Raw genomic sequence first — 14,345 nt, 5'->3', positions numbered from 1 at the left:
CGGACCCGTGCGATCGCATGAGTCCGGCCTCCGGGCCGCCGCAGGGCGGGAGTTACGCCGCTTCGCGCGCCGCCGCCCGGCGCTGGACGACGTAGCCGGTGGCGGCGAGGGCCACGGTCAGGCCGCCGGTGAAGACGAGCTGGAGCCGCGTGTCGTCCTGCGTCGCCATCAGGGCCAGGATGGCGACGACCCCCGCCAGTGCGACCCAGGTCAAGTACGGGAAGCCCCACATCTTCACGACCAGCTTCTCGGGGGCCTCGCGCTCCAGCCGGCGCCGCAGCTTGAACTGGGAGAAGGCGATGAAGCCCCAGACGACGAGGATGACGCCGCCGACCATGTTCAGCAGCCAGGCGAAGAGGGTGTCGGGGTACCAGTACGACAGCAGCACGGTCGCGAAGCCGAAGCCCGAGGAGGCGAGCACCGCGCGGCGCGGCACCCCGCCGCTGACCTTGCCCAGCGCCCGGGGGCCCTGGCCGCGGGAGACGAGGGAGTAGGCCATGCGCGAGGAGCCGTAGATGTTGGCGTTCATCGCGGACAGCAGGGCGATCAGGATGACCACGTTCATGATCTGGCCGACGTGCGGGATGCCGAGGTGGTTCAGGGTGGCGGCGTAGGGACCGTCCGTCGTCACCGACGGGTCGTTCCACGGGAGCAGGGTGACGATGACCAGCATCGAGCCGACGTAGACGATGCCGATCCGCCACATGGTGGTGCGCACGGCCTTGGCCACGGCCCTGACCGGGTTCTCGGACTCGGCCGCGGCGATGGTCACCGTCTCCAGGCCGCCGTAGGCGAACACGGAAGCGAGCAGACCCAGCAGCAGGCCGTTCGTGCCGTTGGGCAGGAAGCCGCCGTCGTGGAGCAGGTTGGCCGAGCCGGGGGAGTCGGTGCCGGGCAGTACGCCCAGGACGGCGAGCACGCCGAGGCCGAGGAACAGACCGATCGCGCCGATCTTCAGCGCGGCGAACCAGAACTCGAACTCGCCGAAGTTGGAGACGGCGGCCAGGTTGGAGCCGCAGAACATCGCCATGAAGACCAGCACCCACATCCACGAGGGGGTGCCCGGGAACCAGCCCGTCATGATGTGCGCCGCGCCGATGGCTTCCACGGCCACGCCCACGCACAGCAGCGTCCAGAACATCCAGCCGGCGGTGAAGCCCGCCCACGGGCCGATCGCCCGGTCCGCGTGCACGGAGAAGGAGCCCGAGGAGGGGTTCGCGGCGGACATCTCGCCGAGCATGCGCATCACGAACATCACGAGCAGCCCGGAAGCGGCGTACGCGAGCACGATCGAGGGGCCGGCGGCCGCGATGCCGGCGCCGGAGCCGACGAAGAGGCCCGCGCCGATGACCCCGCCGAGGGCGATCATCGAAAGGTGGCGCTGCTTGAGTCCGTTCCCGAGGGGCGATCCGGCTTCGGGCCGGTCCGGCGCCTGTCGCTCGGGCGGGGTCAGGGTGCTCTGGCTCATGGGGGAGATGCCTGTCCGGTGTGCGGGGGGACGGGATGAGGTGCCCCAGTCTGCCCACCGTCCGTTTATCGGACGTTTAGTGTCCATCATCCGGACGCCCGTTTCACCGGCCGTGATCGCGGCGCCGCGCAACCGCGACGGGCCCGGGGCGAAAGCCCCGGGCCCGTCCCGTGCACACCGTCCGCGTCAGGGCCGGACGGCCCGCCCGGCCCGGATCTCCCGGATCCACGCCACCAGCAGCACCGCGGCCGCGGCCCCCGTGGACCACAGCAGCTGCGGCCGCGCCGCATCGTCGAACAGCATCAGGACCAGCACCGTGGCCATCCCGATCAGCGCCGCCCACGTCGCGTACGGGAACAGCCACATCGGCAGCGTCAGCCGCTCCGGCATCTCCCGCTCGATCTTCTTTCGCAGCCTGAGCTGCGAGACCGCGATCAGGGCCCAGACGAACAGCAGCACCGCGCCGACCGCGTTGAGCATGTAGAGGAAGATCGTGTCCGGCCAGAGCAGGTTCAGCACCACCGAGACGAACCCGAAGGCCACCGATGCGAAGACCGCCCGGCGCGGCACCCCGCCGCCCGACACCTTCAGCAGGGACTTCGGCGCCTCGCCCCGCTCCGCCAGCGAGAACACCATGCGCGAGGACCCGTACAGGTTCGCGTTGAGCGCCGACAGCAGGGCCACGAAGATCACGACGTCCATGATCTGGCCCGCGTGCGCGATGCCGATCGAGTCGAGGACGGCCACGTACGGGCTCTGCCCCGGCTCCAGCGAGTCCCACGGCAGCAGGGTCACGATGACCAGCATCGAGCCGACGTAGAAGAAGAGGATGCGCCACACGGCGCTGCGCACCGCGCGGGCCACGGACCGGGCCGGGTCGTCCGACTCGGCGGCCGCGATGGTGACGACCTCCAGGCCGCCGAAGGCGAAGACGACGGCCAGCATGCCGGCGACCACGCCGCTCGCGCCGTTGGGGAAGAAGCCGCCCTGGCCGGTCAGATTGGCCATGCCGATCGGGTCGGTGTCGGGGAGGAGGCCGAAGATGGCCAGCGTGCCCAGGATTAGGAACAGCACGATCGCGCCGACCTTCAGGGCCGCGAACCAGAACTCGAACTCGCCGAAGTTCCGCACGGCGGCCAGGTTGCTCACGGTGAAGACCACCATGAAGACGAGCACCCAGACCCACTGGTCCACCGAGGGCAGCCAGCCGTTCGCGATCTTCGCCGCGGCGGTGGCCTCCACGGCCAGCACCACGACCAGCAGGAACCAGTACAGCCAGCCGGCCGAGAAGCCGGCCCAGCGGCCGAGCGCCTTCTCCGCGTAGACGGAGAAGGAACCGGAGGCGGGCATCGCCGCCGACATCTCGCCCAGCGCCCGCATCACCAGCATCGCGAGGACACCCGCGAGCAGGTACGAGCAGATGATCGCGGGGCCGGCGATGGTGATGCCGGCGCCGGAGCCGACGAACAGCCCGGCACCGATCACCCCGCCGAGACCCAGCATGGTCAGGTGGCGCTGTTTGAGGCTGTGGCTCAGGGGCTCCGCTGGGAGGAGCTCGTCCGTGGTGCCGGGAGGGGCGGACGGCAGGTCGCGCATGAGGGGTGCTCGTACTCTCTAAGGCCTGGCGGCGGTGGGGGCTCCGCGACAGTTGGAGGGACCCTACAGTCTCTCCGGAGAGCGCCCATCCGCGCAAAACGGACGTGTCAGCAGTCATCGCCCGTGATGCGGATCACTCCAACTCGGGCGCTGAGCGGGGTCTTTGTGCACTCCCCACCAAACCGGGGAGTACGGCTTTGTCCCGGGCGACCCTGATGGGACCCCGGACCCGGGACTAACGTCGGTGATCGTCCCTGCCGCCCCCACCCCCTGCGGAGTCCCCGATGAGCACTGCTTCCGTCTCCTTCCGGCCCGGCGCCGTCCTCGCCGACCTGCTGCCCGCGAGCCGCGTCCGCGACATCGCCCTCGTCGCCGGCGGAGCCGCGCTCACCGGCCTGGCCGCGCAGATCGCCGTGCCCGTCCCCGGCTCCCCGGTCCCCGTCACCGGGCAGACCTTCGCCGCCCTCCTGGTCGGTACCGCCTTCGGGGCCCGCCGCGGCTTCCTGTCGCTGGCGCTCTACGCCCTCGTCGGCATGGCCGGCGTGCCGTGGTTCGCCGGCGGCAGCTCCGGCGCGGGCGGCGCCTCCTTCGGCTACGTGCTCGGCATGCTGCTCGCCGCCACCGTCGTGGGCGCCCTCGCCCGGCGCGGCGCCGACCGCTCGGTGCTGCGCACCGCCGGCACGATGGTGCTGGGCTCCGCGCTCATCTACGCCGTCGGCGTGCCCTACCTCGCCCTGTCCACCGGGATGTCCTTCGGCGCGGCCGTCGCGGCCGGGCTGACGCCCTTCCTGATCGGCGACGCGCTCAAGGCGGCGCTGGCGATGGGCCTGCTGCCGGCCGCCTGGAAGCTGCTCGGCCGCGCGTAGGCGCCCCCGCTCCGCACGGCAGCCCCGGACCGCACGGCGCGGTCCGGGGCTGCCGTCATGTCCGGAGCCGTTACGCGGCGGTCTTCAGGGCCGCCTTGCGGCGCAGCTGCCGTGCCACGCCGATCGCGATCACCACGGCGGCGACCAGGAGCGACAGCAGGACGGTCTCGCGGTTGTCCTTGTCGTAGACCATGTAGCCGAGGACGAAGGTGATCATCGCGGCGGTGGCCCAGGTCAGGTACGGGAAGAACCACATCTTCACCGTCACCTTCTCCGGGGCCTCGCGCATGAGGATCCCGCGCATCCGCAGCTGGGTCAGGCAGATCACCAGCCACACGAACAGCGCGATCGCGCCCGAGGCGTTCAGCAGGAAGCTGAAGACGGTGTCCTTGAAGGCGTAGTTGAAGTAGACGGCGACGAAGCCGAAGACGACCGAGCCGAGGATCGCGGCCATCGGCACGCCGCGCTTGTTGACCTTGGCGAAGGCCTTCGGGGCGTCACCGCGCTCGCCCAGCGAGAAGGCCATGCGGGAGGCGGTGTACAGGCCCGAGTTCAGGCAGGACAGGACGGCCGTCAGGACGATCACGTTCATGATCTGGCCGGCGTGCGCGATGCCGATCGAGTCCAGGGCGGCGACGTACGAGCCCTTCTCGACGATCGACTTGTCGTTCCACGGCAGCAGGGTCAGCACGATGAAGATCGAGCCCAGGTAGAAGACTCCGATGCGCCAGATCACCGAGTTGGTGGCCTTGGTGACCGCGCGCCGCGGGTCCTCGGACTCGCCGGCGGCCAGCGTGACGATCTCGCTGCCCATGAAGGAGAAGACGACCATCAGCACACCGGTGAGGACCGAGCCCCACCCGTTCGGCATGAAGCCGCCCGTGTCGGTGAGGTGGGCGAAGCCCGCACCCGGGTTGTCCGAGCCCGGCAGCACGCCGAAGACGGCCAGCAGACCGACGATCACGAAGCCGCCGATGGCGACCACCTTGATGCCCGCGAACCAGAACTCGAACTCGCCGTACGAGGCGACCGAGCCGAGGTTGGTGACCGTCAGCACGGCCATCACGATCAGCGCCCAGGCCCACTGCGGGACGGCCGGGACCCAGCCCTCGAGGATGACGGCGCCGGCGGTGGCCTCCACGGCCAGGACGACGACCCAGAAGAACCAGTACAGCCAGCCGATGGAGAAACCGGCCCAGCGGCCCAGCGCCCGGTCGGCGTAGGCGGAGAAGGAGCCGGAGTTCGGGCTGGCGGCCGCCATCTCGCCCAGCATCCGCATGACGAAGACGACCATCGCGCCGACGAGCGCGTAGGAGATCAGGATGGCGGGGCCGGTCTTGGCGATACCGCCGCCGGAGCCGACGAAGAGGCCTGCGCCGATGACACCGCCGATGGCGATCATGGACAGGTGGCGGTTCTTGAGACCGGCTTTCAGACCGTCGGAGGGCTTGCCGTCACCGGGATTGCCGGTGGAGGCGCCTTCCTTCTGAAGGGTCGTCGTGGAGCTCATGGACGGATCCTTAGGTTCTCGGGTGGCGAGCCCCGGCATTCAAACCCGAGATGAACTCAGGGCGGAAGACCCCAATCCGGATCGTTGCGCTGGGACGAACGTCCAGGACCTAGGTCCCACGGTGTCCCATCTGCGTTCTTTGGGTTTACTTGAGCTTTAGAAGTGACTTACGCGACACCCCGCGGCGGGTCCGCGGCCCGGCTCGTGCCACACTCGGACCATGCGCGTGTACCTCGGATCCGACCATGCCGGCTTTGAGCTCAAGAACCACCTGGTGGACTGGCTCAAGAACAACGGCCACGAGCCCGTCGACTGCGGGCCCCACATCTACGACGCGGTGGACGACTACCCGCCGTTCTGCCTCCGCGCCGCGGAGAAGACCGCCGCGGACGCCGGCAGCCTCGGCATCGTGATCGGCGGCTCCGGCAACGGCGAGCAGATCGCCGCGAACAAGGTGAAGGGCATCCGCGCCATCCTCGCGTGGAGCGTCCAGACCGCCGAGCTCGGCCGCGAGCACAACAACGCCAACGTGATCTCCGTCGGCGGCCGCATGCACACCCAGGACGAGGTCGTCAGCTTCATCGACGCCTTCCTGAAGACCCCGTACTCCGACGAGGAGCGCCACACCCGCCGCATCGACATGCTCTCCGCCTACGAGGCCACCGGCGAGCTCCCCCCGATCCCGGCGCACCACCCGCAGGGCTGATCCCGCTTCCGGCCGCGGCGCCCTCCGGGGCGGCGCGGCCGGTTTTTCGTTTCCGGGTGGCCACGTCCCGGCTTTCGTTTCCGAGGAGAACTGTCGTGCCCGAGGGGCATACGATCCACCGCCTCGCCCAGGACCACACCGAGCGCTTCGCCGGTCGGCCGGTCCGGGTGAGCAGCCCGCAGGGCCGGTTCGCCGAGAGCGCGGCCCTGCTCGACGGCCGCGCGCTGGAATCCGCCGAGGCGCACGGCAAGCACCTGTTCCTCGAACTCGGCGACGCCTGGATCCACATCCACCTCGGCCTCTTCGGGAAGCTCGGCTTCGGCCCGGCCCCCGCCCCGCCCGCCACCGACACCGTCCGGCTCCGGCTGCTGAACGAGGACCACTACGCCGACCTGCGCGGCCCCACCGCGTGCGCGCTCATCGGCGAGGGCGAGAAGAAGGCGATACACGAGCGGCTCGGCCCGGACCCGCTGCGCCCCACCGACGACCCCGACCGCGCCTGGGCCCGGATCTCCCGCTCCCGCACCACGGTGGCCGCCCTGCTCATGGACCAGAAGGTCGTCTCGGGCGTCGGCAACGTCTACCGCGCCGAGGTCCTCTTCCGGCACGGCATCGACCCGTACCGCCTCGGCAAGGACCTCGGCCGCGGCGAGTGGGACGCGATCTGGGCCGACCTGGTCCTCCTCATGCGCGAGGGCGTGCGCAACAACCGCATCGACACCGTCCGCGACGAGCACCTGCCCGAGGCCATGGGCCGCCCGCCGAGGGTGGACGACCACGGCGGCGAGGTGTACGTCTACCGCAGGGCCGCCATGCCCTGCCACATCTGCGGCGGCGAGATCCGCACCGCCGGTCTCGCCGCCCGCAACCTCTTCTGGTGCCCGGGGTGCCAGGCCCGCTAGCGGGGCGCCCCGGTTCGGACACCGGCTAGAAGCCGTGCGGCAGCCAGGGGGCCACGTCGCCGGCGAAGGCGCGCGAAGCGGGGGCGAGGGCTCCCGCGCGCAGCTCGCGCACCAGACCGGCCGCCGCCAGGGAGTTCAGGGTCACCCCGCCGAGGTAGGCCGCGCCCAGCTCCCGTACCGACAGCTCCAGGTCGGCCGGGGCCTGCGTCCGGGTGCAGACCGCGGCCCCGTCCGCACCGGCGGTCAGCCGCCAGCGCCCCGCGTTCCACGGGCAGAAGGCGTCCCCGACCTCCAGGACCACGTCCAGCGGAGCCCCGTAGGCCCGTGCGGTCAGCGCCGCCGGCAGGTCCACGAGCCGTACGTGCAGGGAGTCGCGCAGCCGCGCCTGCGTCCGGCGCACATCGGTGACCAGGTGCAGTACGGCATCGTCCGCCGGCCGCTTGAAGGCCCGTACGGTCCAGGTCAGGTCGATGGAGCACACGTAGCGCCACAGCGCCGCGTACGCCGCCGGGTCGAGCGCGTCGAGGTCCGCCACGTCCACCCGGCCGTCCGAACCGGTCAGGTCCCACTCGGGCCTGACCCGGTAGCGGGCGTACCCGACCACCTCGCCGTCCGCCCGCTCGGCGACCACGCACTTCAGCGGCGAGGCGCCGTTCCGCGACGCCTCCGGGTCCAGCAGCGCCTGCAGCTCCCAGCCCGGCTGCCGGGCCGGCATCCCGGGACGGCCCGCGAGCAGGGCCGCGTAGACCCGCTCGCAGTCGGCCAGGGCCTTGCGCGGATCGACCAGCCGCAGCCGTACCCCGTCGGTGCCCGGCGGCACGGAGAGCCGTACGCGGGTCTTGTCGATCTCCACGGACAGCGAGTACGCGGCGGTGCCGTAGCCGAAGCGCCCGTAGATGGCCGGATCCGAGGCCGTCAGCACGGCGATCGGTTCACCACCCGCCCGGACGTCGTCCAACTGGCGCCGCATCAGAGAGGTGAGCACGCCCTGTCTGCGGTGGGTGGGGGAGACGCCCACCATCGTGACCCCGGCGGCCGGGACGAGCGAGCCGCCCGGCACGGAGAGCCGGAAGGAGAAGGCCCCGGCGCCGGCGACACAGGTCCCCGCGTCCCAGACGCCGAGAGAGCGCTCGGTCTCCGTCAACGACCGGTAGAGCTGCCGCTCCTCGGGCGATTCGGACACTCCACCGAACGCCAGTTCCAGCTGGTCGTACCAGACATCCCACTCATCGGGCTGCAATACGCGCGTCTCAAGAGGCATATGGCCATCCCTACCAGGGCAATCCGTCCCCGGTCGATCTCTTTTCGGTTGCCGATGGGCCCATCTCAGGGGGTACCCCTGCGCGCGCACAGCCAGGATGGATAGGGTCCCGAAGCAATGGCCGGAGCACACGTGGAGTCCCTCCTGGCCCGGTCGCGCATGGCGTGGCACCGGGCGCGCACCGCGCTGCGCAAATCCGCCGTCGACTACTTCCGCGGCGACGCCTCCGACTGGCTGGCCTTCGGCGGCCTGCTCCTGACCATCCCGGCCATCGCCTGCGGCACCCTCATGCTGCCGGTCTGGTTCTCGCCCGCCGCACTCGTCCTGCCGATCGTGGCCGGCGGCCTGCTCCTGCGCCCCGCCAGCCTGCTCGCCCTCTACGCCGCCTCCGCGGCCGCCCTCATCGTCGAAGCCCTCGTGCTGGGCCCCTACACCCAGGGCCCGGCCCGGGTCACCCCCGGCACCGTCCTCGTCGTCGCCGCCTGCGGGTTCTTCGGGCTGGTCATCGCCCAGTTCCGCAGCCGCGTGGGCGTGCCCTGGCGGCGCGGCGGCACCATGCTCTTCGACCTGCGCGAACGCATCAGGGTCCAGAGCAAACTGCCCGCCCTGCCGCGCGGCTGGCACCGGGAGATGGCCCTGCGCCCGGCGGGCGGCCAGTCCTTCTCCGGCGACTTCGTCGTCGCCGCCCGCACCAACGGCGGCCGCACCCTGGAGATCGTCCTCACCGACGTCTCGGGCAAGGGCATGGAAGCGGGCTCCCGCGCCCTCCTCCTCTCGGGCGCCTTCGGCGGCCTCCTGGGCGCGCTGCCCCCGCACGGCTTCCTCCCCGCCGCCAACGGCTACCTCCTGCGCCAGGACTGGGACGAGGGCTTCGCCACCTCCATCCACCTCGTCCTGGACCTGGAGACCGGCGACTACGAACTCCTCTCCGCGGGCCACCTCCCCGCCCTCCAGCTCTCCGCGGGCACCGGCCGCTGGCAGGAGAAGACCGGCGAGGGCCCGCTCCTCGGGGTCTACGACGGCGCCGAGTTCAGCCCCGCCCGCGGCAACCTCCGCCCCGGCGACGTCCTGATGCTCTTCACCGACGGCCTGGTCGAAACGGCCGACCGCGACATCAGCGAGGGCATCGACCGCCTCACCGGCGAGGCCGACCGCTACGTCGGCGCGGGCTGGGAGGGCGCGGCCTGGCACCTGATCGAAAAGGTGGCCAAGGACGTCAACGACGACAGAGCCCTCCTCCTGATCCGCCGCGCACCGTTCTAGACGCGCCGGCCGGTGGTCGGGTTAGCCCCACCACCGGTCCGCCAGCTCCCGTCATGGTCACGGCCCCCGCACGCTCCGTAGCGTCGGAGACACGATCACCACCGGGTGCTCGACCGGCACGGAAGGCGGCACATCATGGGGCTCCGCAGGAGCAAGCGGAAGGCCGAGCAGCGGGCTCAGCAGGCGGGCCGGCCCGGCCAGGGCCAGCCGGGCCAGGGCCAGCCGGGCCAGGGCCAGGCGGCCCGCGAGGCCGCCCCCGCCGTCGAGCTCCGCTCGGTCCGTCGCCAGTACGGCCGCGGCGGCACCGCCGTCCACGCCCTGCGCGGCATCGACCTCAGCCTCCCCCGCGGCAGCTTCACCGCGGTGATGGGCCCCTCCGGCTCCGGGAAGTCCACGTTCCTCCAGTGCGCCGCCGGGCTGGACCTCCCCACCGAGGGCTCCGTCCGCCTCGGCGGCACCGAGATCACCGGCATGAACGAGAACCAGCTCACCGAACTGCGCCGCAGCCGCCTCGGCTTCGTCTTCCAGGCCTTCAACCTCCTCCCCTCCCTCACCGTCGAGCAGAACGTCCTGCTCCCCCTGCGCCTCGCCGGCGGCGGCGCCCGCGCCCGCACCCGCGGCCGCTCCGCCTCCGAGGGCCAGGCGGCCCGCGCCGCGGACCTGCTGGCCCGGGTCGGCCTGGAGGGCAAGGGCCGGCGCCGCCCCGCCGAACTCTCCGGCGGCCAGCAGCAGCGCGTGGCCATCGCCCGAGCCCTGATCACCCGCCCCGACGTGGTCTTCGCCGACGAGCCCACCGGCGCCCTCGACACCACCACCGCCGCCGAGGTCCTCGGCCTGCTCCGCAGCGCCGTGGACACCCTCGGCGCCACCGTCGTGATGGTCACGCACGACCCGGCCGCCGCCGCCCACGCCGACCAGGTGCTCTTCCTCGCCGACGGCCTCATCGCCGACCGGCTCCCGCGCAGCCCGGCCGCCGCGATCGCCGCCCGCATGACGGCGCTCACCGCTCCCGCCGCACCCCGATACGCGGGAGCGGCCGCCTGATGCCGTTCCGTCTCCGTCTGCGACCCCGTCCCAACGGCCTGGCCCGCGCCGTGCTCCGGTTCCGGCCCGCCGCCTTCGCCGGCACCTTCGTCGCCCTGTTCCTGGCCGTCGGCATCGTCTCCGCCTGCGGAATCCTGCTGGAGACCGGTGCCCGCGCGAGCACACCGCCGACGCGGTACGCCGAAGCCCCCGTCGTCGTCGCCGCCGACCAGCAGGCCCGCCTGCGGATGGGCCACGGCGACGGCGCCTACGAGGTAGCGGCCCCGCTCCCGGACCGCGCACGGGTGGACGCCGCCCTGCTGGAGCGACTGGCTCCGCTGGGGCGGGCCGTGCCCGACGTGGTGTTCCCCGTACGGGACGCGGCGGGCGGCACGCTCGACGGCTCCGGCTGGGGCTCCACCGCCTTCAGCCCTACGGAGCTCCGCTCGGGCCGCGCCCCGGCCGGCCCCGGCGAAGTCGTCCTGGGCGGAGCCGACGGCCCGGACCGGGTCACGCTCGACACCCCGGCCGGGCCCCGCCCGTTCCGGGTCGTGGGGCGCGCCGACCGCGCCGGGGCCTGGTTCACCGACACCGAGGCGCGCACCCTGTCCGGCCACCCCGACGGGCTCGACGCCATCGTGCTGTTCGGCACCGACGCGGCGCGTGCCCGGGCCGCCGTCGAGGGCCGCGCCCAGGTGCTCACCGGAGACGCCCGCGCCCTCGATCCGCGGCTCGAGGGCGCCCGGGAGGTGCTGACCGGGCTCGGCGGTTCCTTCGGCGGGATCGCCACGCTCGTCGCCGTCTTCACCGCCGCGGGCACCGTCGCCCTCTCCGTCGGGCAGCGCTCCCGCGAGTTCGCCCTGCTGCGCGCCGTCGGAGCCACCCCGCGCCAGATCCGCCGTACGGTCGCCACCGAAGCCCTGCTCGTCGCTCCGGCCGCGGGCGCGCTGGGCTGCGTACCCGGCATCGCGCTGGCCTCCTGGTGGTTCGGGCAGCTCAAGGCGAAGGGCGCCGTCCCGGCCGGAGTCGACCTCACCGTCTCCTGGATCCCCCTGGTCAGCGCCACCGCCCTCGGAGTGATCGCCGCCCTGATCGCCGGCTGGGCCGCGTCCCGCCGCCCCGCCCGCATCCGCCCCGGTCTGGCCCTCGCCGCGTCCGCCGTGGAACGCCTGCGGCCCGGGTGGATCCGTACGCCTCTCGGCATCGCCGCCCTGGCCGGCGGTGCCGCCTGCGCGCGCCTGGCCGCCACCAGCAGCGGCCCGGACGCCGCCAACGCCGCCCTCGGCGTCGTCATGCTCTTCATGCTCGCCGTCGCCCTGCTCGGCCCGCTGATCGCCGGCGCCTGCGCCGCCCTCTTCGGGCTCCCGCTGCGCGCGGGCGGCGCGCCCGCCGCGCTGGCCGCCGCCAACTCCCGTACGCACGCCCGCCGTCTCGCCTCCGCCATCACCCCGATCGTGCTCGCCATGGCCTTCTCCTCCACCCTGGTCTTCCTCCACACCAGCGAGGACCGGGCCGTCCTCCGGCAGCAGGAGGCCGGCCTCCTGGCCGACCACGTCGTGCCCCTGGGCGGTGCGAACCGCCCGGCGGCCGCGGACCACCCCGCCCTCGACCGGGCCGTCGCGGCGGGGGCCGTCGCCCTCACCCGTACCTCCGTCCTCGCCGTCGTCGGCTCGGGCGGCGACCGGAGCTTCCACACGGCCTCGGCGCAGGGCGTCACCGGGGACCTCGCCACGGTCCAGGACCTGGGCGTCCGTTCGGGGGACCTCTCCCGGCTCGCCCCCGGAACGGTCGCCATCGACCGCACCCTGGCCGAAGCCACCCACACCCGGACCGGTGACCGGATCCCCCTCCGGCTCCCCGACGGAACCCCCGTCACCCCCGAGATCGTGGCCGTCTACACCCGCGGCCTGGGCCTCGGCGAGGTCACCCTCCCCGCCGCGGACCTGGCCGGCCGCACCACCGCGGGCGGCCCCACCGAACTCCTCGTCCGCGGCCCGGCCCCCGAAGGCCTCGGCCCGGTCCTGTCGGCCGCCGCCTGGACCTCCCAGCAGAGCGTCGACCGGCAGCTCAACGCCTGGGCCAACACCACCATGGCCGCGGTCCTCGGCGGCTTCGCGGCCGTCGCCGCCGCCAACACCCTGGTCATGACCGTCCTGGACCGCCGGCGCGAACTCCGGACGCTGCGCCTGATCGGCACCACCCGCCGCCAGATCCTGCAGATGCTCTCCTGGGAAGCCCTCCTGGTCAGCGGCACGGGCATCGCCCTGGGCTCGGCGATAGCCCTGGCCACCCTGACCCCCCTCACCAAGGCGACGACGGGCACGGCTCCGTACGTCCCGCCCCTCGTCTACGGCTCCTTCGTGGCGGCCGCCCTCACCCTGGCCCTGGCCGCCACCACCCTCCCGGCCCGGTACGCCCTGCGCCTCAGTCGAACCTGATGTGCCGTACGCCGACCAGCGCGCGCCGGATCCGCCCCCGGAGCGCGCCGTCGGTGTCCGGCGCCAGGGCCAGCCCGGCGGACCGGGCTACCCGCTCGGCCACCTCACCGACCCCGATCCGGTCGGTGTCCACGTGCTCGGCGAACACCGGCCCCCGCAACGCCTCCAGACACCCGTCCAGCCGCTCCACCGCGAAGCTCTCCCGCTTCAGCCCGCGGCCGAGCCCCCGCTCGCGCAGCCGGCGCAGTACGGTCCCGCGCTCGGCCAGCAGCGCGAAGTGCCGTACGTCGTGCCCCCGCTCGCGCAGCCGTCCCACCGTTTCGGCGAAGTACCCGGCATCGGTGACGGTCATCGGCACGATCACCACCCCCGGGTGCTCGCGCGCCGCCAGATCGAGCACCTCGAACACACCCTGCCGCCACGCCGGAAGATCCTGGAAGTCCCCGCGCAACCCGGGCGGCATCATCCGGTGCAGCCCGAACCCGACATGCTCCGGATCACACACCACACTCCCGGCAACCCGCCGCCGCAAGGCGTAGGCGGTCTGCGTCTTCCCCCCACCAAAGGGCCCATTGACCCACAAAATCACCCCTGCACCCCCGTCCCCGCCCCATCCCCAACCTCCCCCGACCCTACGACCCGATCGCCCAACACCCCCGAAACCCAACACCCGGAGCCCCGGCCCCCCAAGCCCACCTCCGACCGTTCCCGAAACGCAGACCCCGTCATCCCGGCCGCCGAAGCCCAACCCCGGCGGTCCCGGTTCGCGAAGCCCGAGCCCGGCGGTCCCGGCCGCCGAAGCCCAACCCCGGTGGTCCCGGTTCGCGAAGCCCGAGCCCGGCGGTCCCGGCCGCCGAAGCCCAACCCTGGCGGTCCCGGTTCCCGAAGCCCGAACCCGGTGGTCCCGGTTCCCGAAGCCCAAGCCCGGTCGTTCCGGTTCCCGAAGCCCACGTCCCGTCGCCCCGGCTGCCGAAGTCCACCGCCCACCGTCCCGGCCGTGGAAGCCACGCGCTCCCGTTCCGGCCCCGAGACCCACCGCTCGCCAACCCGGCCCGCGCGCCCCATCCTGCGAGGCTTCACTCCCCGGTGGCCGCCCCCGCGGCAGTCCCTGCCCGTGCGCGAGGGCTGACGGCGCCCCCATCCAGCCTCGCCGGCGTCTGAGGCGCGGGGTCTGGGGCGGAGCCCCAGGGAACGGTGGAAGGGCGGGTAGGGGACCAGCCCCGCAGGGCCGCCCCACCCGCACACGGACACGGTGCCCCGCTCCGGCGGCCGAGGCGTCACCGTGCCCCGGCCGGACCCGGACCCGGACCCG

The 14,345-nt window shown here is 73.1% G+C and carries 11 protein-coding genes; 6 read left to right on the top strand and 5 right to left on the bottom strand.

All coding sequences use genetic code 11. From position 1 onward, the window contains the following. Positions 1 to 52 precede the first annotated feature (52 nt). Positions 53 to 1,468, bottom strand: coding sequence for an amino acid permease (locus ACWCP2_RS21515; RefSeq protein WP_450910186.1), 1,416 nt, complete (start codon positions 1,466 to 1,468; stop codon positions 53 to 55). A gap of 186 nt (positions 1,469 to 1,654) precedes the next feature. Further along, entirely contained in the window at positions 1,655 to 3,064 is a 1,410-nt protein-coding gene (locus ACWCP2_RS21510) for an amino acid permease (protein WP_450910185.1), read from the bottom strand. A 284-nt stretch (positions 3,065 to 3,348) separates the two neighbouring features. Here ACWCP2_RS21510 and ACWCP2_RS21505 point away from each other — a divergent pair, with 284 nt between their 5' ends. Continuing rightward, complete coding sequence (locus ACWCP2_RS21505; protein WP_407839175.1) at positions 3,349 to 3,930, top strand: biotin transporter BioY; 582 nt, start codon at positions 3,349 to 3,351, stop codon at positions 3,928 to 3,930. A 70-nt stretch (positions 3,931 to 4,000) separates the two neighbouring features. On the opposite strand, the gene ACWCP2_RS21500 is transcribed toward ACWCP2_RS21505, so the two are convergent. Beyond that, positions 4,001 to 5,440, bottom strand: a complete 1,440-nt coding sequence (locus tag ACWCP2_RS21500; RefSeq protein WP_450910184.1) for an amino acid permease — start codon at positions 5,438 to 5,440, stop codon at positions 4,001 to 4,003. A 220-nt stretch (positions 5,441 to 5,660) separates the two neighbouring features. Between ACWCP2_RS21500 and ACWCP2_RS21495 the strand changes: the two genes are divergently transcribed. Together ACWCP2_RS21495 and ACWCP2_RS21490 are read left to right on the top strand one after the other, a co-directional pair. Beyond that, the gene (locus ACWCP2_RS21495) at positions 5,661 to 6,146 is read left to right on the top strand and encodes a ribose-5-phosphate isomerase (RefSeq protein WP_254383081.1); all 486 of its coding nucleotides are present in this window, start codon (positions 5,661 to 5,663) and stop codon (positions 6,144 to 6,146) included. Between the two features lie 95 nt (positions 6,147 to 6,241). Next, a complete protein-coding gene (locus ACWCP2_RS21490) occupies positions 6,242 to 7,048 on the top strand; it encodes an Fpg/Nei family DNA glycosylase (RefSeq protein ID WP_450910183.1) in 807 nt (268 codons plus the stop codon). Between the two features lie 25 nt (positions 7,049 to 7,073). Here ACWCP2_RS21490 and ACWCP2_RS21485 read toward each other — a convergent pair whose 3' ends face one another. Then, on the bottom strand, positions 7,074 to 8,309 hold the full coding sequence (locus ACWCP2_RS21485) for a GNAT family N-acetyltransferase (protein WP_450910182.1): 1,236 nt from the start codon (positions 8,307 to 8,309) through the stop codon (positions 7,074 to 7,076). A gap of 117 nt (positions 8,310 to 8,426) precedes the next feature. Between ACWCP2_RS21485 and ACWCP2_RS21480 the strand changes: the two genes are divergently transcribed. From ACWCP2_RS21480 to ACWCP2_RS21470, 3 genes are all read left to right on the top strand, one after another. After that, positions 8,427 to 9,572 carry a PP2C family protein-serine/threonine phosphatase gene (locus ACWCP2_RS21480; protein ID WP_450910181.1) on the top strand — a complete coding sequence of 382 codons (1,146 nt, stop codon included), beginning with the start codon at positions 8,427 to 8,429 and terminating at the stop codon, positions 9,570 to 9,572. Positions 9,573 to 9,707: 135 nt separating this feature from the next. Beyond that, positions 9,708 to 10,616 carry an ABC transporter ATP-binding protein gene (locus ACWCP2_RS21475; protein ID WP_450910180.1) on the top strand — a complete coding sequence of 303 codons (909 nt, stop codon included), beginning with the start codon at positions 9,708 to 9,710 and terminating at the stop codon, positions 10,614 to 10,616. Next, positions 10,616 to 13,033, top strand: coding sequence for an FtsX-like permease family protein (locus ACWCP2_RS21470; RefSeq protein ID WP_450910179.1), 2,418 nt, complete (start codon positions 10,616 to 10,618; stop codon positions 13,031 to 13,033). The genes ACWCP2_RS21475 and ACWCP2_RS21470 overlap by 1 nt, the downstream gene beginning before the upstream one ends. Here the strand turns inward: ACWCP2_RS21470 and ACWCP2_RS21465 are convergent. After that, positions 13,020 to 13,622, bottom strand: a complete 603-nt coding sequence (locus ACWCP2_RS21465) for an ATP-binding protein (RefSeq protein ID WP_450910178.1) — start codon at positions 13,620 to 13,622, stop codon at positions 13,020 to 13,022. The genes ACWCP2_RS21470 and ACWCP2_RS21465 overlap by 14 nt on opposite strands. Positions 13,623 to 14,345 lie beyond the last annotated feature (723 nt).

The sequence above is a fragment of the Streptomyces sp. NPDC002104 genome, assembly GCF_053593795.1.
Note: the sequence above shows the minus strand (reverse complement) of the source record. Positions and strands in the feature narration are given on the sequence as shown.

Bases quoted from the DNA above. Each gene is read 5' to 3' on its own strand.
- ACWCP2_RS21495 (WP_254383081.1), top strand. From the start codon at position 5,661: ATGCGCGTGTACCTCGGATCCGACCATGCCGGCTTTGAGCTCAAGAAC.
- ACWCP2_RS21470 (WP_450910179.1), top strand. From the start codon at position 10,616: ATGCCGTTCCGTCTCCGTCTGCGACCCCGTCCCAACGGCCTGGCCCGC.
- ACWCP2_RS21485 (WP_450910182.1), bottom strand. From the start codon at position 8,309: ATGCCTCTTGAGACGCGCGTATTGCAGCCCGATGAGTGGGATGTCTGG.
- ACWCP2_RS21510 (WP_450910185.1), bottom strand. From the start codon at position 3,064: ATGCGCGACCTGCCGTCCGCCCCTCCCGGCACCACGGACGAGCTCCTC.
- ACWCP2_RS21500 (WP_450910184.1), bottom strand. From the start codon at position 5,440: ATGAGCTCCACGACGACCCTTCAGAAGGAAGGCGCCTCCACCGGCAAT.
- ACWCP2_RS21515 (WP_450910186.1), bottom strand. From the start codon at position 1,468: ATGAGCCAGAGCACCCTGACCCCGCCCGAGCGACAGGCGCCGGACCGG.
- ACWCP2_RS21480 (WP_450910181.1), top strand. From the start codon at position 8,427: ATGGCCGGAGCACACGTGGAGTCCCTCCTGGCCCGGTCGCGCATGGCG.
- ACWCP2_RS21505 (WP_407839175.1), top strand. From the start codon at position 3,349: ATGAGCACTGCTTCCGTCTCCTTCCGGCCCGGCGCCGTCCTCGCCGAC.
- ACWCP2_RS21475 (WP_450910180.1), top strand. From the start codon at position 9,708: ATGGGGCTCCGCAGGAGCAAGCGGAAGGCCGAGCAGCGGGCTCAGCAG.